This is a genomic window from Novosphingobium kaempferiae (assembly GCF_021227995.1).
GTDB lineage: Bacteria > Pseudomonadota > Alphaproteobacteria > Sphingomonadales > Sphingomonadaceae > Novosphingobium > Novosphingobium kaempferiae.
Genome location: NZ_CP089301.1, coordinates 4,273,443 through 4,297,170, shown reverse-complemented (window position 1 = coordinate 4,297,170; position 23,728 = coordinate 4,273,443). Strand labels below are relative to the sequence as shown.

General features: G+C 65.3%; 17 protein-coding genes. 3 read left to right on the top strand and 14 right to left on the bottom strand.

The features are described from left to right. Positions 1-108: 108 nt before the first annotated feature. Complete coding sequence (locus tag LO787_RS19530) at positions 109-1,521, bottom strand: S10 family serine carboxypeptidase-like protein (RefSeq protein WP_232492650.1); 1,413 nt, start codon at positions 1,519-1,521, stop codon at positions 109-111. Positions 1,522-1,699: 178 nt separating this feature from the next. Here LO787_RS19530 and LO787_RS19525 point away from each other — a divergent pair, with 178 nt between their 5' ends. Then, positions 1,700-2,938 carry an aminotransferase class V-fold PLP-dependent enzyme gene (locus tag LO787_RS19525; RefSeq protein WP_232492649.1) on the top strand — a complete coding sequence of 413 codons (1,239 nt, stop codon included), beginning with the start codon at positions 1,700-1,702 and terminating at the stop codon, positions 2,936-2,938. A 30-nt stretch (positions 2,939-2,968) separates the two neighbouring features. Then, positions 2,969-4,474: a S10 family serine carboxypeptidase-like protein gene (locus LO787_RS19520; RefSeq protein ID WP_232492648.1), complete on the top strand. Its 1,506-nt coding sequence runs from the start codon at positions 2,969-2,971 to the stop codon at positions 4,472-4,474. A gap of 10 nt (positions 4,475-4,484) precedes the next feature. Here the strand turns inward: LO787_RS19520 and LO787_RS19515 are convergent, their stop codons facing one another. The 8 genes from LO787_RS19515 to LO787_RS19480 form a co-directional block, all read right to left on the bottom strand. Beyond that, positions 4,485-5,117: a glutathione S-transferase gene (locus LO787_RS19515; RefSeq protein ID WP_232492647.1), complete on the bottom strand. Its 633-nt coding sequence runs from the start codon at positions 5,115-5,117 to the stop codon at positions 4,485-4,487. A 2-nt stretch (positions 5,118-5,119) separates the two neighbouring features. Continuing rightward, positions 5,120-5,710 carry a hypothetical protein gene (locus tag LO787_RS19510; protein WP_232492646.1) on the bottom strand — a complete coding sequence of 197 codons (591 nt, stop codon included), beginning with the start codon at positions 5,708-5,710 and terminating at the stop codon, positions 5,120-5,122. Between the two features lie 77 nt (positions 5,711-5,787). Continuing rightward, positions 5,788-6,543, bottom strand: a complete 756-nt coding sequence (locus LO787_RS19505) for a response regulator transcription factor (protein ID WP_232492645.1) — start codon at positions 6,541-6,543, stop codon at positions 5,788-5,790. 38 nt (positions 6,544-6,581) lie between these two features. Continuing rightward, on the bottom strand, positions 6,582-8,804 hold the full coding sequence (locus LO787_RS19500) for a response regulator (protein WP_232492644.1): 2,223 nt from the start codon (positions 8,802-8,804) through the stop codon (positions 6,582-6,584). Further along, entirely contained in the window at positions 8,801-9,319 is a 519-nt protein-coding gene (locus tag LO787_RS19495; RefSeq protein ID WP_232492643.1) for a YfiR family protein, read from the bottom strand. The genes LO787_RS19500 and LO787_RS19495 overlap by 4 nt, the downstream gene beginning before the upstream one ends. After that, a complete protein-coding gene (locus tag LO787_RS19490) occupies positions 9,319-11,406 on the bottom strand; it encodes a TonB-dependent receptor plug domain-containing protein (RefSeq protein ID WP_232492642.1) in 2,088 nt (695 codons plus the stop codon). Before LO787_RS19490 ends, LO787_RS19495 begins: the two co-directional genes overlap by 1 nt. Continuing rightward, on the bottom strand, positions 11,396-13,027 hold the full coding sequence (locus LO787_RS19485) for a putative bifunctional diguanylate cyclase/phosphodiesterase (RefSeq protein ID WP_232492641.1): 1,632 nt from the start codon (positions 13,025-13,027) through the stop codon (positions 11,396-11,398). The genes LO787_RS19490 and LO787_RS19485 overlap by 11 nt, the downstream gene beginning before the upstream one ends. Before the next feature lie 378 nt (positions 13,028-13,405). Next, positions 13,406-15,211 (bottom strand): diguanylate cyclase, encoded by a 1,806-nt coding sequence (locus tag LO787_RS19480; RefSeq protein ID WP_232492640.1) that lies wholly within the window; start codon positions 15,209-15,211, stop codon positions 13,406-13,408. Positions 15,212-15,443: 232 nt separating this feature from the next. On the opposite strand from LO787_RS19480, the gene LO787_RS19475 reads away from it, so the two are divergent. Next, positions 15,444-16,610, top strand: a complete 1,167-nt coding sequence (locus LO787_RS19475; protein WP_232492639.1) for a pectinesterase family protein — start codon at positions 15,444-15,446, stop codon at positions 16,608-16,610. A 27-nt stretch (positions 16,611-16,637) separates the two neighbouring features. On the opposite strand, the gene LO787_RS19470 is transcribed toward LO787_RS19475, so the two are convergent. From LO787_RS19470 to LO787_RS19450, 5 genes are all read right to left on the bottom strand, one after another. After that, positions 16,638-18,245 carry an alkaline phosphatase D family protein gene (locus tag LO787_RS19470; protein ID WP_232492638.1) on the bottom strand — a complete coding sequence of 536 codons (1,608 nt, stop codon included), beginning with the start codon at positions 18,243-18,245 and terminating at the stop codon, positions 16,638-16,640. Positions 18,246-18,256: 11 nt separating this feature from the next. Then, entirely contained in the window at positions 18,257-21,112 is a 2,856-nt protein-coding gene (locus tag LO787_RS19465; protein WP_232492637.1) for a TonB-dependent receptor, read from the bottom strand. A gap of 79 nt (positions 21,113-21,191) precedes the next feature. After that, positions 21,192-22,151 carry a FecR family protein gene (locus LO787_RS19460; RefSeq protein WP_232492636.1) on the bottom strand — a complete coding sequence of 320 codons (960 nt, stop codon included), beginning with the start codon at positions 22,149-22,151 and terminating at the stop codon, positions 21,192-21,194. Continuing rightward, on the bottom strand, positions 22,138-22,734 hold the full coding sequence (locus tag LO787_RS19455) for an RNA polymerase sigma factor (RefSeq protein ID WP_232492635.1): 597 nt from the start codon (positions 22,732-22,734) through the stop codon (positions 22,138-22,140). Before LO787_RS19455 ends, LO787_RS19460 begins: the two co-directional genes overlap by 14 nt. Positions 22,735-22,842: 108 nt before the next feature. Beyond that, complete coding sequence (locus LO787_RS19450) at positions 22,843-23,718, bottom strand: fumarylacetoacetate hydrolase family protein (RefSeq protein WP_232492634.1); 876 nt, start codon at positions 23,716-23,718, stop codon at positions 22,843-22,845. Positions 23,719-23,728 lie beyond the last annotated feature (10 nt).

Here is a 23,728-nt window from a genome sequence, read left to right as displayed (position 1 = left end):
CCCTGTCCGTCAGGATAGCGGCGGGCGCGGGAATAGTTTTGCGTTCGCACCGGCGTCGGCGCATCTGTCAGCGGATTTTTATTGCGCCACCATGCCGAGGCGCAAAATTTATGCGCCTCGCTTGAGGAACGCAGAAAACTCACGCCCGAAGCGGAGGGTTTCGCGATCATCCTCATACATCATGTGCCCGCCTTCGTAGCAGCGCAACACGAAGCGCGCGGCGACGGACTTCGGCAGCGCCGCGACGGTCGCCTCGTTGCCAGCGCAGCTGTTGAGGGAATCGAACCGGCCCGCCGCCACCCATGTGCGCAGTTTCGGGGCCTTCTCCATCGCGCGCAGCGTCCACGGCTGCGAAGGGCTGGGCGGACCTTCCCCGGCCATGGCGCGGGCGAGCGACTCCTTCGTGATCGGTGACTGGTCGTACTGCCATTTGGCTCCGGCATCGGGCGCGGGCGCGTCAATCCCGGCATAGCTGCCCTCGCGGTATCCGAGGGTCGTTCGGTAGTAATCGAGCGCCAGCGCGTTCTCCGCCGCCTCGTCCGGCTCGGGGCCGGAGCGGCGCATGTCGAAGATGTCGAGCACCTTCTTCTCGTTCGCCAGCAGCGCGGTGCGGAACTGGCGCGGCGAGACCCACAGCGTCTTGCCGTCGACGATGGCTGGGTCCATGCCCTGATAACGGGCGAGCGCGGCGATCACGGCGGCGCGTTGCTCCGGCGAAAGCGCGTCCGGGGCGGCGAGGGCGGGGGCATAGACTTGCGTGCCCCACTGCCGTGCCTCGGCCAGCATCTTCGCGCGATCGGTGTTCGGCGCAAGGCGCCCAAGCGCGTGCGCCGTGGCGATCCGGCTGTCGAGCGAAAGCGCGCGCATGAGGTTGCGGTCGGGCATGTCGCCGAGCGGGATACCGCCGGAGATCAGCGCGATGCCCGCGACCGGAGTGCCGGCATCCACCAGCGCTTCAGCCACGCCCGCCGCGCGCCATGTGCCGAAGCTTTCGCCCGCAAGATAGAGCGGCGCGTCGGTGCGTTTGTAGGTGGTACGCCAGTCGGAGACGAACCCGGCGACCGAGGCGATGTCCGCCCGCGTGCCGTAGAAGTCTGCGGAATGGTCCGGCGTATCGGCTCGGCTGAAGCCCGTGCCCACCGGATCGACGAAGACGAGATCGCTGACTGCGAGTGGGCTCGCCGGATTGTCGGTAAGTCGCCCCCCGGCGATCACGCGCGGGCCGAGCGCGTGGAAGTGCAGCAGCCGCGAATCCGCACCGGGCCCTCCGTTCCATATGAACGTCAGCGGGCGGGGCTTGCGGCCTTGCACGATATAGGCGGTGTAGAAGATACGTCCGCGCACTTCGCCCTTGAGGTTGCGGACCGGCAGGGTGCCCGCGCAGGCGGCATAGTCGATGCGCCTGCCACCGATCACGGCATGGTGCCGCGTCTCGACCGCATCCGCCTTGCACATTGGCGCGGCCTGGGCGGGTGCGGCCATGGCCATCATCAGGGCGGGAATTGCAGCCAGTCGCAGCATCGTCGGGTCTCCGGATCTTGCGCGGACGATAGCTTTGAGGCTGAGGCATTTTTATGCGCAGTTGGGGTGTGGTTGCGGGTGCTTCGGGCATCCGATCGCATCCCACCGCGCCGAACATCAGTGAAATCTATTCGCCGACATCGGGCTAGTGTGCATCAGGATGGAAACGGAAGCGCGCATGGGAACGACGGGAATGACACGGCGCGGCGTGCTGGCCGGAGCAGGAGCGGTGCCGATGGTGCCGCTCGCCGCACGCGCGGTGGTGGCCGCCAAGCCGGTGCAGTTCCCCGACCGTACCGCCTTCGCACCGTCCGTGGCGGGCTATCTCGACAGCGGCACGATGCATCCGATCCCGCTCGGGGCGCGCGCCGCCGTGCAGCGCTATCTCGACCAGCGTGTGGGCATGGAAGGGCACTATCCCACCGACGAGGTCGAGAAGCGCGTGAAGGAGAACTTCGCGCGTCTCATCAACGCGACGCCGGACGAACTCGCCTTCGTCCAGAGCACCACGGCGGGCGAGCAACTGGTGATCGAGGCGCTGGACTTCCCGCGCGGCGGCGGGCGCATCGTCACCGATACGCTGCACTTCTTTGGCTCGTTCTATCTCTACGAGGAACTGGCGAAGCAGGGCGTCGACGTAGCATGGCTCCGGCCCAAGGGCGGGCGGATCTCCGTCGAGGCCTACGAGCGGGCGATCACGCCGGGGACGCGGCTCGTCGCGCTCTCGCTCGTATCGACCTACAACGGCTTCGAGCACGACCTGAAGCGCATCTGCGAGATCGCCCACGCGCGCGGCGCGCTCGTCTATGCGGATATCATCCACGCGGCGGGCACGATCCCCATCGACGTGCGCGCCAGCGGCGTCGATTTCGTCGCGAGCGCCAGCTACAAGTGGCTCATGGGCGATTTCGGACTGGGCTTCCTGTATGCCCGCGCCGACCTGCGCGAGAAGCTGAAGCGCACCCATTTCGGCTACTACCAGCTCGCCGGGTTCGCGCCGCATGTCTATCCCTTCGACCCGCCGGGCGAGAGCATCGCCGACACCACGCCGCGCGGCGACATGGAGGGGATGTTCGCGGGCGGCACCCGCTCGCATACCGTCCTGGCACAACTCGACTGGTCGCTGGACTATATCCTCGGCCTCGGCATCGACCGCATGGTCGCGCATCGCCTGCCGCTGCTGACGCGGTTGCGCAAGGGACTGGCGGACAAGGGCTATGCCATCGTCACCCCTGAAGGATCGCGCACGCCGCTCGTCACCTGCGCGCTGGAGGGGGCCTATGCCAAGCTGTCCGAGCCGCTGAAGGCCGCGAACGTGCGCATCACCCTGTCGCGCAACCGCTTCCGGGTCTGCCCTTCGGTGTTCAACGAAGAGCAGGACATCGACCGCCTCCTCGCCGCGCTGCCGCGCGCCTGATCTTTATCCCCGCACTTGCAGGAAACGTCCATGCGTCACTTCTCCGTCATCGCTGCCATGCTCCTTGCGACGACCTCTGTCGTTGCCCACGCACAGGACGGCGATGCGCCGATGTCGCCCGCGTTCCTGCGCGCGATGGAACCGATGGTCCCGCGTGACAGCGCGGCCAGCCGCGTCGTCGTCACCGACCATTCCGCGAAGATCGCCGGGCGCAAGCTGGCGTACAAGGCCATCGTCACCGAACTGCCGATGCCGGGGCCTGACGGCGCGCCGGTGGCGGTGGGGGTGAGCTATGCCTACGTGGCGCAGGCGAAGGGCGATCCGGCGACCCGCCCGATCCTGTTCGTGTTCAACGGCGGTCCGGGCGCGTCGTCCTCGCCACTGCACATGCAGGCGCTGGGGCCGCGACGCATGGTCGGCAAGGGCGATGCGGCACATCTGGAGGATAATCCGCACAGCCTGCTCGACGTCGCCGACCTCGTCTTCATCGATCCGGTGGGCACGGGCGCGAGCATGCCGGTGAAGGACCGCGACGCCACCGGCTACTGGGGTGTCGGCGGCGATGCGCGCGGTGTCTCGGCGATGATCGAGGCATGGGTGAAGGCCAACGGTCGTACCGCTTCCCCGCGCGTGCTGGTTGGCGAGAGCTACGGCACCTCGCGCGCGCTGGCGATCCTGAACGAGGACATGAAGGCGAAGAAGCGGCTGCCCGCTGGCGTCGTGCTGTTGTCCCTCGCGATCGGCGATGCGGACGGCCCGGTGCTGTCCGAAGCGATGCACCTCCCGACTTTCGCCGCCGTCGCCTGGTATCATGACGCGATCGACCGGGGCGGGCGCACCGTCGCCCAGCACTATGCCGAGGCGCTGCGCTTCGCCCAGACCGAATATGCCTCTGCCCTGATGCGCGGCCCGTCGCTGCCGGAAGTCGAGCGCAGGCAGGTCGCCGAGCGGATGTCCGCGCTGATCGGCATCCCCGCCGCGGCGATCGAGGCGAAGAACCTGCGGCTCGACAACTACGATTTCATGCTGAACCTGCTGGCCGGCAAGGGCCTGCGCACCGGCCAGCTCGATGGCCGGGCGACGCGCGCCATCGCGGAATCGAAGCTGCGCCCGCCGTTCGACGATCCGTCGATGTCGCTCGGCTCGGGCACCAGCGCCGGGATCGAAAGCTACCTCAAGGACGAGCTGCGCTATGCGCCGCCGAGCCCCTATCGCAGCCTCAACCTCGGCATCAACTTCAAGTGGAACTGGGACAAGGAATACGGCGGCAGCTACCGCGCGATGTCGTTTGCACCCTACCTCAAGGCGGCGATGGAAGCGCAGCCGGGCCTCAAGCTCTTCGCAGGGGGCGGGTACTACGACATCACGACGCCGGTCTACGCCGGGCAGTTCGCGCTTGAGCAGGCGGGCGTGCCTGCCGACCGCGTGACTTATGCGCGCTATGCGGCGGGCCATTCGGTGTTCGAGGACGAGGCGGGGCTGACGCAGCTGAGCGCCGATCTTCACCGCTTCATCGGCGCCCTCGGCGGGAGGTAGGGTCTCGGCGTTACGGCAGGACCGGGCCGCTAATGGGCGCGTCCGACGGTGCCCACGGCGGCACCCGCAGCATGATGGCATCGAACAGTTCGGAGGCGAGGTAGTCCGACAGCCAAGGCTTGAGGTGTGGCAGCGGCTGCGCGTCGAACCATTCCCGGTCCACCGCCGCGAACTGCCGCACGAACGGGACCACGGCGGCATCCGCCAGCCCGCGCGTCTCGCCGCACAGATGGCCGGTCTGCGCGAGCCTGCCGTCGATCTCGCGCAGGAATTCCAGCCCGCTCGCACGATGGGCCATGGCATCTGCGCCGTGTCGTTCCGGGTACTTGTAGCGATCGAGGTCGTGCTTGAACGGACCGTCGTTCGCGGCGATCAGCACCGGATCGTCCCGGTCCAGCCAGTCTTCCGGGTCGTGACGCGCGAGCATCCGGCGCATGATGTCGATGCTCTGGTCGATCACTTCGCCATCGGGCAGCACGAGCACGGGAACGGTGCCTTTGGGCGAGGCGGCCAGCATCGCCTCGGGTTTGGCGGACAGCTTGATCTCGCGCAGTTCGTAGTCCGTCCCGCTCACCGCCAGCGCCAACCTTGCCCGCATAGCGTAGGGGCAGCGGCGGAAACTGTAGAGGACCGGCGCGGACATTCCTATCGCTCGCCGCCCGTCATCAGGCGATAGGCGGCACCCATCAGGCGATCCACCTCGTCGCCGCTGAGGACATACTGCGGCTCGTACTCCAGCCCGAGCCGCCGGGAGCGTCGCCACTGGTCGGCGTAGAGCCCCTTGTCCGAGCCGAACACCGAATGGACGTGGCGGGCAAGCGCAGGCGGGCAGTCGGGCGAATTGGCGAGGCGGAAGATCGCGGCATCGACGATGTGCGGCCCCACCATTACCCAGATATGGCCGCGCCAGGCAGGCTGCTCCGTGGCGAACACGGCCGGCCCGTCGAACGGCTGACGATTGCCGCGCACCGGCACGCCATCGAGGCTCAACGTGCCCGCTACGAGATGGACAGGCGCCTGCAGCCGACGCTCCAGCTGCACTGCAAGAGCGGCGCTCAGCAAGTGCTCGGTTCCGGCCTCTTTCGGAAAGACCTTCAGCATGTCGGAAGCGCAGCCCGCGATCAGGGCCTGATCTTCATCGCTCCAGACATAGGCCTTGAACGCCTTGGCGGCGGGCCACCCATGCGTCGCGGCGATGCGCTGTCCAAGCTGGGCAAGGTCTTTCACGGGAAGCATCGGCAAACTCGGTCACATCGGGGAGGGACCGGCCCTTAGTCCAGCAATGGCGCTAAGCCAAGCGACCGATATCGGCCTCATTCGGCATCGGAAGGTGCATCCATGCCTGCGAAATGCGCGGCCTGCGCAATCAGCGCACGAATTTCAGCCAGTTGCGCCAAGTTGGGGTTGTTGCCCGCGAGGACATTGTTGAACAGCACGTCGAAACGCTGGGAAATCCGCGCGAGAACGGCATGGAGTTCGTTCTCCGCGATCGGGACGGCGGGCGCGCTGGCCCCGCCTCCCGTTTCCAGTTCGCGCTCCAGTTCGCGACGCCGCCTGACTTCATCCGCGAGTTCGCCTTCGAGGTCCGCCAGCGTCAGGTTGCGCAGGGTCATGCGCTCGTCCAGAACGGCGTTCATCCTGCGCAGCTTGTCGGTTCCGCTGTGCTTGATCAGCTGCGTCCTGATCCGCGCGTGAAGCACGTCGAAGTCGACCGGCTTGGTTACATAATCGTCGGCGCCCGCGGACAGGGCCTCGACGGTGGTTTCGCCCTCCGCGCGGGCGGTCACCATGATGACCGGGAGATCCGCCGTTTCGGGGCTGCCGGAGCGGAGGCGCTGCAGCACCTCAAGCCCGCTCATCTGTGGCATCATGTAGTCGAGCAGGAGCAGGTCCGGCGCGCGGGTTTCGATCTGCGCCAAGGCTGCGGCACCGCTGTCCACGCTCGCCACCCGGTAGCCGAGCTTCTCCAGCCGCCGTGCCAGCATCGTGCGGTTGGCTTCCATGTCGTCGACGACGAGGATCGAATACTGTGCCGTGTCGATCGGATCCCCCTCTACGTCCAGCGCCACGTCCACTACTCCCCTACCTGCAAGTGCCGTGTGTTCCATCATCTCAAAGTACCGGCAAGCCTTCGAGGGCTTAGCCCGGCCTTCTCCAGAACATGAAGCACCTTGCCAGACAGCTTCCGGATGCCCGTCTCGTCGAGCACTTTGCCACTGACGACGATTACCGAAGGGCGGTGCTCTTCCGCCATATGGGAAATCGCATCGATGACGCCGAAGCCGTCAAGCAGGGGTAATCCGAGATCGGTTATCACGAAAGCGAAATCCTCATGGGCCAGGGCTTCAAGCGCGGCCTGCCCATCCGCAACAGTCCTTGTCACGAAGCCAAGCTGGCTCACGCCGCGCTCGTAAAGGCGGGCGGTGGCTTCATCGTCCTCGACGATAAGCACCTTGCCCGACCGTCGTTCGGCATAGAGCGACAGTACGTCGCCCAGTTCTCCGCGATCCAGCGGCTTCAGCAGATGATCGCTCGCTCCGGCGGACAGCACGCGGCGGCGATCGTCATCCACCGTGACGACCACTACCGGAATGGTCGCCAATTCGGGATGATCGCGCAGGCGCTCGAGTGCCGTCCAGCCATCGACCTGGGGCATGGCGAGGTCGAGGAGGATCAGGTCCGGCCTGTCCCGACTGGCGACGGCGATGCACTGGTCGCCGTTCGTCGCCACCATGCAGTCGTAGCCACCCGCTCGCGCCACGCGGGCGAGCAGATCGGCGGCGGTGGGCTCGTCATCGACGATGAGGGCCAGCGGCCGCTCGCGGGATGCAGGCGGAGACGGCGTCGTGGAGTCGGCTGTCTCTGCCACGTCTCCGGTCGATTGGGCGTCGCGCAGAAACTGGCGCACCGAAAGGGTGAAAGTCGATCCCTGATCCTTCGTGCTCTCCACCGCGACTGATCCTTCGAGCATCTCGGCGTAGCGCCGCGTGATCGCGAGCCCGAGGCCGGTGCCGCCGAACTGGCGCGTCGTGCTGGCGTCGGCCTGCACGAAAGGCTCGAACAGCTTGCCGACTTCCGTCGGGGTCATGCCGATGCCGTTGTCCGATACGGTAAAGATCACGCACCCGTCATCGGCGCGGACGCTGATGACGATGAAGCCGTTCTCGGTGAACTTGCAGGCGTTGCTGCCGAGGTTGAGCAGGCACTGCCGGATCTTCGTCGAGTCCGAGAGCATGTCGCGCGTGTCCGGCGCGACTTCGATATGCAGGGTATTGCCCTTCTGCGCTGCGAGAGGTTCCAGCATCGAGCCAACCTCGCGCATGAAACGGCGCAGGTCGATCGCATGGATGTCGAGTTCGGCGCGGCCGGCCTCGATCTTGGAGAAGTCGAGGATGGAGTTGATGAGCCCCAGCAGGTGCCGTGCCGAACTGTAGATCCAGTCCACATCCTCGCGGGATCGGGTCATCTGCGCGCCGTCCAGATCGTCGCGCAGGATTTCGGTGTAGCCGATGATGGCGTTCAGCGGCGTGCGCAGTTCGTGACTCATGTTGGCGATGAACTGCGATTTGGCGAGGTTGGCCTCCTCGGCCTCGTCCCTGGCTGTGCCGAGTGCCTTCGCGGTGTCCGACAGGACCGCGGTGCGCGCGGCGATCTCGTTGAGCATAGCGTTGAAGCTTGAGACGATCTGGTCGAAGTCCCTGTCGTCTTCCTTGCCGAGCCGCATCGAATAATCGCCGGACACGCCGATCTGCTGCATCGCGTCGTTCAGGCGGTCGATAGGACGGAAGGCCATGGCATTCAGGGCCTTTCCGAGCGCCAGGGCGATCAGCATGCACAGCAGGAACAGGAACAGCGCGGGAGGCGCGGTGGCCATGAGCGTTTCATCGAATGTGAGGTTCCGCACGCCCATGCTCAGCGTGCCGACATTCTCGCCCTTGACGACGATGGGAAACGAGGTTGTCTCGTCCGCCACTTCCGCGGGTGCGCCGGGCGTCGCGGGCTGATCGAATCTGGCGATCTGGGTGCCGTCAGGCAACGTCGCCCGTATCCAGCGGATGTCCTCGATTCCGGCAACCGTCTGCAGGGTCTCCGCGGCGGCGTTCGTATCGCCGAAGACCAGCGCTGCGCCGATATTTCCGGTGATGACCTGCGCCACCTGCGCGTGGCGGCGCTGTGCCAGATCGTGCTCGCTGGCATAACGGAAGCCTACCAGCCCGAGGCAGGAGAGCAGCAGCGCGACGCCTGCGGTCGCGGTGGTGAGCGTCAGCAGCTTGTTGCGGAACCGCATGGCGCGCAGGAGGTCGATCGGGCTGCGCCGGAACAGCGTCACTGCTGCACCCGTGACGCCAGTCGCAGCAGTTGCGAACTGATGACGACATTCGCCCGCCGTGCGGCGCGCATGTTTATCTCGAAGCGGATCTGTCGGCCGGTCTGGACCAGGCCTACGGTTCCACCCGATCCGATGAAATTGGCTCCCTCACCGATCAGAAGCATGCCCGGCCCTTGCGTTCGCGTGATGTCGGCTGCGTTCGCAGCGCCCATGTAGAGAACATTGCAGGAGCCTGCCGGGCTTTCGGGGGCGGCGCGCACGGTTATAATCTGGCTGCCCACGCGCTGGCCTCTCAGCGAAGCCAGCGCTGCGCCATTGGTCGCCTCGCGGACCACGCAAAGGATCAGGGTTCCACTGCTTCCGGCGTCGGGAAAGTCGACGAAACGGATGATGTTGAAGACCAGCGCTGCGCGCAGGGCGTCCGCGTCGCGCATCTGAGCTTCAGCAATGCCTTCGTTCGCCATGAAGAGCGCCACCGTGGCAGCGCAGCGCAGGAGGAACGAGAGGCCACCCATCAGAACCGCAGCCTGACTTGCGCGGAAACGCGCCGTGGCTGGTAACTGTCCGGCGCGGGATAGCGGTTCTGCGAGAACTCCAGCCGCTGGTCGTGGAACAGGTTCTCGCCCACCAGCGACAACGAGAGCGCGGAAGACATCTGCCATTGCGCGCGAAGATTGAGATCGGTGTAGCCGGGGACCGCAGGGCCGGACAGGCGATCGACGTGGATGATCTGGGTGCTCAGGGTCAGCCGGCTACTGAGGTCGAAGTTGTTCCGCCACGAAATCTGGTTGCGAGGTGAATAATCGAGCGGAAAGGTGAAGGAGAAATCGTCGCCGGTTTTCGGGTCTCTCGAGATCGAGAAGTCGAAATGCGACCAGCTCAGTTCGGTCTGCCACCAGGGCGTCGGGCTGCCCTTGAGCACCGCCTCGACGCCATACGTCCGCGCCTTGCCGACAGGGAAGATACCCAGATCGACCCGCAGGCCCACCGGATAAGCCGCCTGAGGCACGAAGATAAGCGTCGTGTCGACCAGTTCCACCGTCGCCAGCCGGTCGTAGCGATTGTAGTAGCCCGCCACATCGACCGACCATCCTGCTCCCATGTCTGCCCGCAGGCCCAGTTCATAGGCGGTGAGCTTCTCGCTCGTGCCTGCGTTGCGGCCCCTCACTTCGGTGTAGACCGGTATCGGACCCGGGTTATCCTCGCTGCCCGGGGGAGAGAAGGGCGGCATGAACATGGCCGACCGCTCGAAGCGTGACGGTGTGCGCACGGCCCGCGAAACGGCGCCCCAGAATGCGAGGTGTCGATCCGGTCGGACGAAGAGACGCACGCTGGGCTGGAATTCGAAGCCGGTGAAGTTGTTGTGCTCCACCTTCGCGCCGACGGTCAGCCTGACCTTGTCCGGGACGATGGAGATGTCGTCCTGCACGTACCCGCTGACCCAGCGGTCGGTGCGGCTGGGGTCCGACAGGCTGAACAGCGGTCCGGTTGTTGCGCTGTCATGCATGATCCGGGCGCCCACGCCCCAGTTCAGGTCATGCGCGCCCGCCGGGTCCCAGTGCATGGCGAGGTCGAGGTCCGCCAGTTCCCAGTGCAGGTGCGTGGACAGCGGATTGTCGCGTATCGTTCGTTCGTAGTAGGCCTGCACCGACCAGTCGAATTTCTCGCTTTGCTTGTGCGCCCAGCGAGCGAGGGCGCTGCCGGCATGAAACTCCTCGCGCCCGTCGAGCAGGAGGCTGCCGGGTTGCAGCAAGTTGCCGTTGAAGATGAACTTGGGCTCATTTGCATGGCCGCTGGAAAAGTCGCCTTGCAGCGTGATGGCATCATCTTCGTTCGGCTCCCAGTCAATGCGCCCGCCGATGGCCCGCGACCTGCCGGCGGCGCCTGCATCCGAACCGCTCTTATCAACCATTCCCTCGTTGCGACGGAGAGCCCCGTAAAGGCGATAGCTGAGCGCCTCCGTCAGTCGCCCGCCCTGCGAGACGGAGATTTCCTGATCGCGGTTTCCGGCCCGGCCCTCCACACGGGTGTCGAGCGTGTCCGCGCTGTGGCGGGTGATGATGTTGATGACGCCGTTCACCGCGTTCGCGCCCCAAAGCGCTGCGCCGGGCCCGCGTACCACCTCGATGCGCTCTATGTCGCTCAGCGGGATCAGCAACTGGTCCCAGAACACGCCTGAGAAGGTGGAGACGTAGATCGAGCGCCCGTCGATCATCACCAACAGCGAGTTGGCGAGGATGCTGTTGAACCCGCGTATCGTGACCGCGGGGTTGGTGTTGAACGGCTGCGCGACTTCGACCCCAGGAATGCCGCGCAGGAGGTCGGGGATTGTGCGCGCCGCCGACCGGCGGATATCCTCGCGCGTGATGACGTAGACGGCCGCCGCGGATTCCGACACGCGCTGCCGCTTCTTGGCGACCGAAGTGGACTCGATGGTAAGGAGGTCTTCCAGCGGAAGGTCCAGTAGCTTGGGCGGAGCAGTTGCCGCGTCCGCATCCGTAGCCGGTGTCAGATGTGGCGGTTCGCCGAGATCCTGCGCGCTCGCGGGTCCGTGATACAGCCATAGCGCCGCGAAGGCCAATGCCGCCCGATCATGCCGCATCCGTGCGGCTCCCCGCAGTATGGGCAAGCCTGCCGCTGTTGCAGAGTATCGGCATGAACAGTTCGGCGGCAACCGGCTTGCACATGTAGAAACCCTGACCGACGTCGCACCCCATGCCGAGCAGCAATTCGAACTGCGTGTGCGTCTCGATCCCTTCCGCGACCGTTTCGAGGCCGAGACTGTTGGCCATCGTGATGATCGTCTGCGCAAGTATCCTCGCGTCGGCGCGGGAAGCGAGATCCTTGACCAGCGAACGGTCCATCTTCAGGCGCGTGAAGGGAAGGTGGATGAGGTTGTAGAGGTTTGAATATCCGGTGCCGAAATCGTCGATGGCGATGGATACCCCGATGTCGCTGATCTGGCGCAATCGCTGCGCTGCCAGTTCGGAATCGCGCATCGCGACGTTCTCGGTGATTTCGAGCTGGAGCAGGTGGGGCGGCGCTTTCCAGAGCTGGAGCGCTGCCCGCACCATGGCCGGAAACTCGATCCGTTCGAGTTGTCCCGGCGAGACGTTCACGGAGATCATCACCGGACAACCGCCCTGCGCGAACTGCGCGATCTGCTTGGCGGCCTCATTGATGAGCCACTCGCCGATCTGGTTGATGATGCCGGTCTTTTCGGCGAGCGGAATGAACTCGATCGGCGAGACAATGCCTTTGTGCGGGTGGTTCCAGCGGATCAGCGCCTCGGCCGAGCATATTCGCAAGGTCGCCATTTCGTAGAGCGGCTGGAAATAGAGCATGAACTCGCCACGAGCGACCGCATCGCGCAGTTCCTGCTCGGTTTCCGCCTCGATGCGCGCTTCTTCTTCCAGCGTACTGTCGAACATTGCGCTGCGGTTCCGGCCCGACCGTTTGGCGTGGTACATCGCCGTGTCCGCGACGCGCAGCACTTCGCCGTAGCTCCGGCCATGCTCCGGCGCCAGCGCGATGCCGATGCTGGCGCTGATGCTGGCGGCGTGCGTGCCGAGTTCGAAGGGCTCGGCGAGAACCCTCAATATGCGGGCAGCCACTTTCTGAGCGACCAAAGTGGAGCGGATGTTCGGCAGGAACAGCACGAATTCGTCCCCGCCGAACCGGGCGATGAGCGGGGAACTGGGGGATTCGTCCTCGATGTCGCCATCCGCCCGATGGCGGATCGACAGGCGGAGGCGGTCGGCCGTGATCTGCAGCAGGCGGTCGCCCAGATTGTGGCCGAGCGTGTCGTTGACCTGCTTGAATCCGTCGATGTCGATGAACAGCATCGCATGAAGACGACCTGCCGCTGCCTCTTCCATGTAGGGGCTGACCTGCCTGCGGAAGAACTCCCGGTTGAGCAGCCGCGTCAGGGGGTCGAGCCGCGCGGCTTCGCCGAGATGCGCCATCTGGGTTTCGATGGAAAGGCGTAGCCCCTCCGCCGCCTGCAAAACGCGTGTGTCGACATCGAGAGCGGCTGGAATGGCGGCGTTTGAGAAGTCGCCCAAGCTCATCGCGTCGAACCACGCAACGATGCGATTGGCACGGCGGCGCTCTCCGATCCGAAGCACGGCGAGCGCAACGATCGCCAGGCCGGAGATAGTCAGCACCATGATGCCGAGCGCCCCTGCGGTCATGATGTCGGTGCCGGCCCCCCCGAGTTGCATGCACGGGGCGCAGACGACGCCTGCCGTGCCCCGTGGAGCTGGTCTGCATTACGGGAAACAGAGGGCACTTTGCCTGCCGCCACCAGTCTCTCCTGTATCGTCTGACGCAGTCTCGTTACCAAACACGGCAAATGACTTCATGGCCCCGAAATCTCAATCAGGGACTCTACGCAGATAGAGATCAACTGCATCCATTGATCGGATGCATCGCAGATATCTCTGCACAGCAGTACGCCTGCCACATCGATGAGAACTATATTTACAAATTTTTAGGTGTTTACTTGTGCTGCAAACGCCTGAACTCCGGTTCATGACGTATCGGGCCAAAGCGGGCAACGCGCGATGGAGCCATAACGGCTTCGATACGACCCAAATCCGTCAGGATGCCTTCGCGATGCGCTGGCGCCGCACGGCCACGACAGTACGGTCGCGCCCTTCCTCCTTCGCTCTCAGCAGGGCGGCGTCGGCCGTTATGATGAGCGACTGTGCAGTGCCATGCTCGGGGTAGACCGCGATGCCCATCGAGACTGTGACAGGCCCCAGCACTTCTCCGTCGTGGACCAGTTCCAGTTCGGCAATCCTGTCCCTGATGAGGCTGGCCCGATCCAGTGCCTGTCGCTCGTCGAAGCCGGGCATCAACATCAGGAACTCCTCGCCGCCGTAGCGGAACGCCAGCCCTTCGTCGCGGACCACGCCGCCGAAGACGCCGGCCACGGCCCGGATGACGAGATCTCCGGCATCGTGGCCGAAGCGGTCGTTGAGACGCTTGAAGTGGTCGATGTCCAGCATCAGGCAGCTTAGCGGCTGATCGGTGGCATCGGCAGCCACCACCAGCCTGCCCAGCGTATCCAGCAGATCGTGGCGATTGCGCAGGCCGGTCAGGGAGTCGAACAGCGCCTTTTCGTGCAACGCCGCGCGCAGGTTCAGGTTCGCCAGCGCGAGACCCAGGGTCTCGGACATCAGTTCGATGTAGACGATCGTCGATACATCCGGTTCATGCGCGGCGGCGAGGTTCTCGAGGACGAGAAGGCCGATCGTCTCTCCCTGCGCCGTCAGTGGGACGCACATTGTCGCCTGCGCGACATCGGTCGGGACGTGCCTGCACGGAACGTCTACGAGGTCGCCGCCCGGACTATGCACCTGCCCCCGCCGCAGCGCCCAGCATCCCTCGGGACTGAAGCTGGCTCCGCTGCCGCTCGGGGTCTGCCATTCGGTGGCGCACACCATGAGGTCGATGCGGCCGTCCAGAATGTACAGCCGCCCGGCGAGGTTCGGGGCGATCCTTGGCGCGAACAGGCGCACGACGTTGAACAGGTCTTCCACGGACTCGCAACCTTGCAATCGCTGGGTCATGCGGGCGAGCACGTCGCGCACGCGCCAGTCGGCGTCCCGCTGGCGCTCCAGCCGCTGGCGCTCGAGGCCGTTCTCCCGGAAGATGCGGATCGCCTGCGCCATGTCGCCGATCTCGTCCACTTGCGAGAACTGTGGCGTCTCGACGGCGTAGTCCTGTTCCGCCAGTCGGTTCACGACATCGCTCAAAGTGACGACGGGCTTGAGGATGCGGCGCTTGAGGATGAAGCCCAGGACGAAGAGGAACAGGATCGCGGTGATCGCCACCATGATTTCGGATATCGACCGCAGGCGCTGGGAAGCGAGGCTCGCATCCTCGATCGTGCGGTCGGAACGCTGGTCGAGCATGTACCGGAAACGGTCGAACTCGTATCTGACGCCTTCCAGTTGGCGCTGATAGTTTGGCCCGAAGATGATGCTGCGGGCGCGCTCGCTGTTACCGCCGCGATTGGCCGCTATCGCTGCCTGCTGTTCGTCCTCAAGCTCGCGTGCCCCCTGAAGGCCTGCGTGGAGCAGTTTCAGTTCAGCTTCCGACGCCCCATTGTCGCGCAGCTTCGCGATGCGTTGCTCGACGGTATCCAGCGCCGACAGCATCTGCCGGTACGTGCTCTCATGACCGGGATCGTCCGACATGGCGGCCAGTCGGGCCTGATCGGAAAGTTCCGACAGGTCGTTCTCCACCTCGAAGGTCAATGCGTCGAGCACATCGCGCTGCCTGACTGCGGAGCGTTCGGCCCGATCCGCGCTCGAAGCCATCACCATCGCGACACCGGCGGCGATCGTCAGGCACACCGTCGTCGCGTAGGCCCAGTTCGTTATTGCAGCGATCCTCATCGGAAAAGCCTAGGGCGAACATGGTTACTTTTTCGTGCCCGACGAAACCATTGCGGACCCAATGCATGAGGTTGCCGCGTTGCCGATGTCATCGCAACGTGACATTGCCCTTGCGGGGCCGCTTCGGATCGTTACGGTAGCGATAACAAATGGGAAGAGGGCATCAGGTTGCTGCGCCGCAGGGCCGGGGCTGCGCGGGTGTTCGGGCGCGCACGAACGTAAAGGAGGCCTGATGACGTTGACGATTCCGTTGGGAAGGGCGGGCGCTGCCGCCGGCATATCACGCCGGGCCTGCATGGCCGGTATCGGCGCGGGCGCGCTTGTGCCTTTGCAGGCCAGCATTCCGGCGAGGGCGGCCCCGACCTTCGACGCTGTCGTCGGCGCGATGCCCGCTGCTACGGCCGGGCGCAGGTTCGCCTCTTTGCAGGAGGCGATCGACGCTGCCGCTTCGGTTCCTCAGGGCCAGCCATGGCGGATCGCGCTTGGGGAAGGGCGGTATCGCGGGCAGTTCCGGATCGAGCGACCGAACGTAGAGATCCATGGGCAGGGCGCTGGACGGAGCGTGCTGTTCTTCGATGCCGCAGCCGGATGGATCGCGCCCGACGGCAAGCCCTACGGAACCTTTCGGACCTGGTGCCTGAGCGTCACCGCGCCCGATGTCAGGCTGCATGGCCTGACCATCGCCAATACCTTCGACGCTGCAGCAGAGATGCGACGGCCGGGGGGTATGCGCTCGGACGAAGGCGGCAGCCAGCAGGCGCTGGCGCTTTCGCTCGGCCGGGGGGCTGATCGCACTATCGTCTCGGAGTGCGAGATCACCAGCCATCAGGACACGCTCTACTGCGCGGAAGGGCGCGCGCTGTTCTTCGCCTGCCTCATCACCGGCAGCTACGACTTCATCTTCGGAGGCTCGGCCGCGCGGTTCGAACGGTGCGAAATCCGTTCGCTGCCGCGCATCGACCCGGTGGAAGGCTATATCACTGCGCCCAACACGGTGGCGGATCAGCCTGCGGGACTGGTGTTCGATGCCTGTGCGCTCACGGCAGAGACGGGGGTGCCGGATGGCAGCGTGTTCCTTGGCCGTCCTTGGGGCGTATCGACGATGCGCGGCGGCGTGCGGGTGAAGACGGTGGGAATGGCCGCCTACCTGCGCTGCTTGATGGGGCCGCACATCGCCCCCGCCGGGTGGACGAACATGTGGTACACCGATGCCGACGGCAAGCCAGCCTTCTTCGAGCCCGAGGATGCCCGGTTCATGGAATTCGGCAACACTGGTCCCGGCGCCTCGCCGCCATTCGGCGCCGCGCGAACGCAGCGCCGGGGGCGTATCATCGACGCGGCGCAGGCCGCAGGCTTTTCACGCGAGCAGATGTTCCGGGACTGGCAGCCGGAAGTCTGACGCTGCATCCCTGGCCTGCGCTCCGGTTCAGGCCGAGTGCAGGCCGGGCTTCCCGCGCTCGATGGCGAAGCGGGCGTAAGTCGACAGCTTCCCGTCGGGCACCGTCACCCGGTCCAGCACCTTGAGGTCAGCGGTCCAGACATCGCGGCCGACGTCGCACAGTACGTAGCCGCGCTGGTCGGTCGTCGCCTTGAGGAACGCGTTGTCCGTCCTGACCTGCCGGCTGTAGCCGTCCTGATCGCCCTGGCCGTCCGCGCCGGAGGTGATCGAGGTGGCGAGGAACTCGCTGGAGATCACCTTGCCGTCGCCGTTGTCCTGAACGAGATCGCCCGCATAGTGCCGGTGGGCATCGCCGGTCACGTTGACGACGTTGCCGGGGCAATGCGTGTCGATGTGATCGAGCAGACGGCGGCGGCTGTGCATGTAGCCGGGCCACTGGTCCATGGCGTAGGTCTTCTCGGTCGTGGTCGCGGCCTCGTCTCGCTGCATCAGGTTCATCACCATGACCTGATGGGCGATGAGGTTCCATCGGCTCTTCGAGGCGGTGAGACCATCGAACAGCCACTGCTCCTGCGCGTCACCCATCATCGTGCGGTAGGGCGAATAGACTTCCGGCCCCAGCGGCATGATCTTGTCGCCGTAGGACTGGTCGGAGCGGTACTGCCGTGTGTCGAGGATGAATGCGTTCAGCAGGTCTCCGTACTGCGCGGCGCGGAACATGCGCATGTGGCTGCCCTGCGGGATCGAGGACCGCCGCAGCGGCATGTGCTCGTAATAGGCCTGCATCGCCAGCGCGCGACGGAAGGCGAAGACTTCGGCGGGGGTGCCGTCCTGATCGAAGTCGCTCGCCCAGTTGTTGTCGATTTCGTGATCGTCGAAGCTCATCCAGAAGGGCAGGGCGGCATGGGCGGCCTGTAAGTCGGCGTCGGACCTGTAGAGTGCATGACGCCGACGATAATCGTCCAGCGTATAGATTTCCGTGCCGATGTGGCGGCGGACGGGATCGTAGCTGCGCCCGTTCACCTTGAACTGCCCCGGCCCGCGATCCGCGCCTTCGTAGATATAGTCCCCGTAGTGGAACACGAAGTCCACCGGCTCCTCGGCGATGCGGCGCCATGCCGTGAAATGGCCCTGCTCGTAGTGCTGGCATCCCGCAGCGACGAAGCGCACCCGGTCTACCCGCGCGCCGGGCATGGGCATCGTGCGGGACCGGCCCACCGCGCTCTGCTCGCTGCCCACGCGGAACCGATACCAGTACGGCCTGTCCGGGCGCAGGCCCGCCACTTCCACATGGACGCTATGCGCCAGTTCCGGATGGGCGAGGGCGGTTCCCTTCGCGACGACGCCGGTGAAGCGTTCGTCCTCCGCCACTTCCCAGCCGACCGCCACGGGCTTGAGGTCCATGCCGCCGTGCGGTTCGAACGGCAGCGGGGCAAGCCGGGTCCAGATCACGAAGCCGTCGCTAGCCGGATCGCCGGACGCGATGCCGAGCTTGAAGGGGTGATCCGGGAAGCTCGGCACCGCGAGCAGGTTGCGCGGTTCCGGCTGCTGGGCGAAGGCGGGGAAGGGAAGGCCGGCGGCAAGGCCGGCCGATCCCATCATGCGCATCAGGGCGCGGCGGTCGGTGAGGATCATGGCGCCGGGTCTCAGCGGATGATGAGGTGGACGAAGGCGGTGCGGCCGTAGTTGTCCGCCTCGGTGTAGTACTGAAGGTTCTCGCCCATCAGCCAGCGCGGCTTCTCGCCGAGGGCATTGTAAAACTCGTACTTCAGGGTGGCGAACGAGGTGATCCGCTGCGTCAGGCTGAGGTCGAGCGTGCCGTAGCCCGCGCGCCCTTCGTCGAGCCACGGCGAGGCGCCGACGCTTTCGAGGTACTTGCCGCGATAGTTGTAGCGGGCGGTGAAGGCGCTGTGCAGGAACGGCGTGTGCCAGGTCACGCCCGCATTGGCGAGCACGGCGGGCTGGTAGAGCAGCCGGTCGATCTCACGCACGCCGCCGTCCGAAGTGACCTCCATATGGCCCTTCATCAAGGTCAGGTTGGCGAAGATGTCGAACTTCTGGCCCGCCAGCTTGATGCCCTTGTTCTCGACCCGCATTTCCGCACCCATGATGCGCGATCCGCTGGAGTTCATCGGCTGGGAGATCTTGTAGACGGTGTCGCCGATCGAGGTCTGGCTGGTCAGGTTGTAGATGTCGTCGTCGATCCACTTGGCGAACAGGCTGACGCCGACCAGCCCCTTGCCGCGATTGAACGCCTGCGTCGCGGTGAAGTCGAGGTTGGTGGCGCGGCGCGGCTGCAGGTCGGGGTTGCCTCGGCTGATGACGCAGCCTTCGCTGCCGTTCTCCTGCTCGCCGCAGCTCGTGCTTTCGGCCTGCGCGATGTCGCCGGGCGTCGGGCGGCCGAGCGTGCGGCTGGCCGATGCGCTGATCGTGGCGGTATCGGTCAGCTTGTATTCGGCCGAGAGTGAGGGGAGCACGAATTCATAGCCGCCGTGGCTGCGCGCGGTCCCCGCGATCGCTCCGTTGGACACCTGCGGGGTGTCGGCGGTGAAGCGCGTGTGATCGAACCGCAGGCCCCAGACCATGGCGAAACGCTCGGCGGTGTAATGGAGCGAGGCGAACGGCGACACGACCGTCTCGGCGTAGCGATAGTCGCCGATCGCGGAGTTGTAGGCGGTGTTGGTCTTGTCGACCGCCAGCGTCGGCATCTGGCTCACGAAGCCGTAGCTGATCCACGGCATTGGCGAGATCGCGCCCGCCGCCGTGTAGTCCGGCGTGAAGAGGTAATCGGCCATGTTGCGGCCGACCTTGTAGTCCAGTTCGTCGAGATTGCGGCGCAGCACCAGGTCACGCCACTCCGCGCCGACCACGAAGCCCACGCCGCGATCGTCGGCGCCTGCGTTGTACGAATAGTCGATACGCGCATTGCCCATGTCTTCGCGGGCGACGCGGTTCATGTCGTAGGCGGTGCTCAGCAGATAGGGCGTCTTCTTCGGGTCGAGCACCTTGGGATCGCTGAGCGAAGTGATGTGCGGGATCCTGCCTTCCGAGCTGTAGGTCAGGAAAGCCGAAGTGGGATAGGCGCGCGCCACCAGTGAGGTCTGGTGGTTGTCGTACAGGGCCTTGGTGTAGCCGCCGCGCACCTGCAGGTGGCTCTTGCCTTCGGTCCATTCGACATTGCCGATGCCGCCGAACAGCCGACGGTTCCAGTCGTCGTGGCGGTAGCGGGTGTAGATCGAGTTGATCTGCTGGCGGCCGCCCGCCTCGGTCTGGTCGAAGATCGAATTCTTGGTGTAGTAGTCCTGCTTGTTCATGGTGGAGTCTTCATAGCGACGCCGCCCGAACCCGAGGATCGATGCATAGAAGCGCTCGTCCGGAGAAGACCATTCCAGCTTGGCCGAACCGCCGTAGGAACGCAGCTGGTTGGTGTAGCTGGCATATTGCTGGTCGTAGGGGACGATCAGCCCGTTCCAGTTCGGGTCTTCCGGGCTCGCGAGCTTCTTGCCCGCGTCGCTGAAGTAGTACTTGGTGGCCTGCCAGTACTTCGACGAATTGCGCACGCGGTCCTGGTATTCGCCGGTGACGACGATCCCGAACTGCCCGTCCGCGCCGAACCGGCTGCTGACGACGCCTTTCAGGCCCTTGCCCCAGTGCGCGCCGCTGCCGGTGATGGCGTTGATGCCTGCGGGGCCGCGAAAAGTGGAGTAGATCGCGTTGGCGTCGAACAGGGTGTAGAGCCCGTCCTTGTCGAAGGCGGACCGGGTGACGACGTTCACCACGCCGCCGATCGCATCGCCGGGAAGCTCGGGCGTGAAGCTTTTGTAGACCTCGTTGCCCGAACTCATGTTCGAGGGCACGAGCTGCAGGTTGACCTGACGCGAACCGTCGCCGTCCGATCCGATCGATGCCAGCGCGATGCCGTCGATCAGGGTGCTGTTGAGGTTGGCGGAGATGCCGCGGATCGAGATGAAGCGAGGCGTGTCGCCTTCCTCGACGCCGGTGATGCCGGGGAGCGTAATCAGCTGCTCGACGACGGACCCGTCGCCGCCCGCCAGCGTGGCGACGTCATCGATATGGACGGCATCGACCACGGCGGTGGCCCGGCGCGCGATGCGCTCGTCGGAACGGCGGGCCATCACGACGATGGAGGACGCGCCATGCTCGATGCCGCGCGGCGTCGAGGAGACGATCTCGCGGCGGCCAAGGGTGATGACGGTGCCCTCGATGGAAAGCACTTCGAGCCCGGTTCCGCGCAGCAGGCGGGAGAGGCCGTCCTTCGTCTCCAGGTTGCCCTTCACTTCACCGGTGCGCTTGCCGTCGGTCTGCTCCTTCTGGACGAGAAGTTGCACGCCGGCCTGCCGGGCGAAAGCCTGAATGCCTGATGCGGCGGACTGGGCCGGAACGTTGAAGTGCGTCGGCCGGGCAGAAGCGGGCATCGAGACGACCAATGCGGTCACGGCGGCGCCGAACATCCACGGCGACGGGCGAGAAAACGAAAACATGCGACCTCCGGTAAGTGTTAACCGGTAAGAAGATCGGCCGCGTGTTTTCCCTCAACTTCGTCGAAAAATTTTATGATGACTATTCGATGATGATTTCATTTCGATTTGATGACAATCGCGATCCGCTGATACGCGCCAACGCGGTTGCGAATTCCAGCGACTGACTGGTCTGGAAGTAACCGACCAGCTGGTAGCGTGCCGCTCGCGCATTTCGGATCCGGATCGGGCGCTCATTGTACCGGTTGAACTCGTCGGCCGCCTCGCTCCCCGTCTGGCCGTTGAGCACGATTTCACCCCGACGCCAGGCGAGCGTCTGTTCGATGTCGGTGCCCGCCGGTGAGGGTTCGGTGATCGTCAGTGCATGCTTGGTGCCGTTCTGGCGCAGGAAAGCCTGGTCTCCCATCGCGATGGCTATGGGTTTGTGCGCGGACCCATCGATCCACGCCAGCACCCGGCCTTCGGTGACCGTCACCCTCACTCCCTCGTCCACGCTGCGCACGGCAAAGGCCGTCCCGGTGGCGCGAACGTGGACCGAACCGACCGTCACCTCGAAAGGACGGGCGCGGTTATGCGCCACGCGAAACCAGGCCTCGCCCTTGCGAAGCGCCAGATCGCGCCGGGAAGCACTGTAGTCGACATCGAGAGCCGTATCGGTGTTGAGCGCCGCAAGCGACCCGTCAGCGAGCATAACGTCGCGATGCTGCCCGATAGCCGTGGCGTAGTCCGGGGGGGAGGGCCACAGCACGAATGCGCCAACCGCAGCGGCAATGCCTGCAAATGCGATGCCCCATCCTCGTGAAACTCCTTTACTTCCGAGATATGCGGCGGCCGGGATGACGATCGGATCTGCCGCATCGGCGGCATCAGGCTCCCGCGCCTGGTCTATCCACTGCAGCGTGGCGCGGGCCCGCAGATAGGCGCCACGATGCCTGCGATCCATGGCGAGCCAGGCTTCAAGCTCCTGCTTTTGCGTGGCATCCAGCACTCCGGCGTCCCAGCGCACGGCCCAGGCATTGGCTATCTCGTCAATGGAAGGCATGGAGGGGCGTCTCGTCGCGATGGCTGGTGCCGGCTTCGTTATGGGGTTGTCCATCGGACAGGATTTTCATGATCATACGCAGGCCGCGCAACGAGTTATTCTCGACGATCTTCTCCGTAATGCCGAGATGTCGGGCCGTCTCCTTCTGCGAAAGCCCATGAATGCGCCGCATTTCGACGACATGACGATAAGCGGGAGGCAGCGTGGCTATCGCGTCGAGAACCCGTCGCAGTTGAAGCCGCGCATCGACGACCCGCTCGGGAGAAGGCGCCTCGTCCCGGATGTCGGCGAGTTCGGCATCTTCGATAGCATCGAAGGCGACGACCTTCTCCCTCCTGAATCCCTGAATGACGATCGAACGCGCGATCGTGAAGAAGTAGGCGCGGCCGCTCTGGATGTGGGACGTATCCGGCAGTTCCGAGAGACGGCAATAGGCTTCCTGTATCACGTCATCGACATCGCTCTGGCTACGCACCGTCTTGCGCAGCCAGAGCCGGACATCGGCCTCATGTGGTATGATGTGCGTGGCGACCCATTGGATCAGATCCTCGCGATGATCCTTGTCGCTTGCCTTGGAGGCCACCGGTCTTCTCGAATACGTGACGGCTCCGACTGAGCCGGGCGGTCACAAATCAGAAATGTGAGACACATTGATGACGCCCGCGCCATGACGTTGATAACCGGCTTGGAATCAGGGAAGCATACCCTCCAGCGGCGTCTTGCGGCCGGGGCCGCCGCGCACCGCCACGGTCATCTCGCCCAGCCCCTCGATCCACGCATGCATGGTGTCGCCCGGCACCACGGGGCCGACCGAGCGCGGCGGGGTGCCGGAAAAGATCACGTCGCCCGGATGCAGCGTCATCACCGAGGCCGCATGCTCGACGAGCGCGGCGATGCCGAGGACGAGGCGGAGGGTATTGTCCACCTGCCGGTCCTCGCCGTTGACGGTGAGGCGGAAGTCGAGTGCGTCGGGGTCGGCGATCTCGTCCTTCGTGGTCAGCCACGGGCCCATCACGCCATAGGTGTCGAAGCTCTTGCCGAAGCTGGGAAACTCGCTGCCCTGCATCGTCATGTCGAGGCCGATGCAGTAGCCTGCGACGTAGTCCAGCGCCTCCGACGCGGGGATCTCGGTGCCTTCGCGGCCGATGACGATGGCGATCTCCATTTCGTGGAAGGTCGTGCGTTCGGGCCAGCGCAGGGTAACGCCGTCGGCGGGACCGGCGGCGGCGCTGGTCATCTTGAACAGCAGGCCGAGGCGGCGTGGATGGCCGCCCGCCGCCAGCACTTCCTCGAAGTTGCCCGCGCCGCAGACGAACTTGCCCGGATTGGCGACGGGGTTGGAAAGAAGCACGCCGGACAGGGGCAGACCCTCGGCGGCGTCGGCCAGCGCCTCCATCCGGGGGCGCAGGGTGTCGAGATGGGCGATGAACTGGTCGCCGGGCGGGAAGGGCCAGCGCACGGAGGGCAGGGCCTCGGTCACGGCGGTGACGTCATGCACCCGATCCTCCCGAACCACGCCGAGGCGGATCGGTGCGTCGGGCGCGGTGCGATAGCGGCAGATCTTCATTGCGGCATTC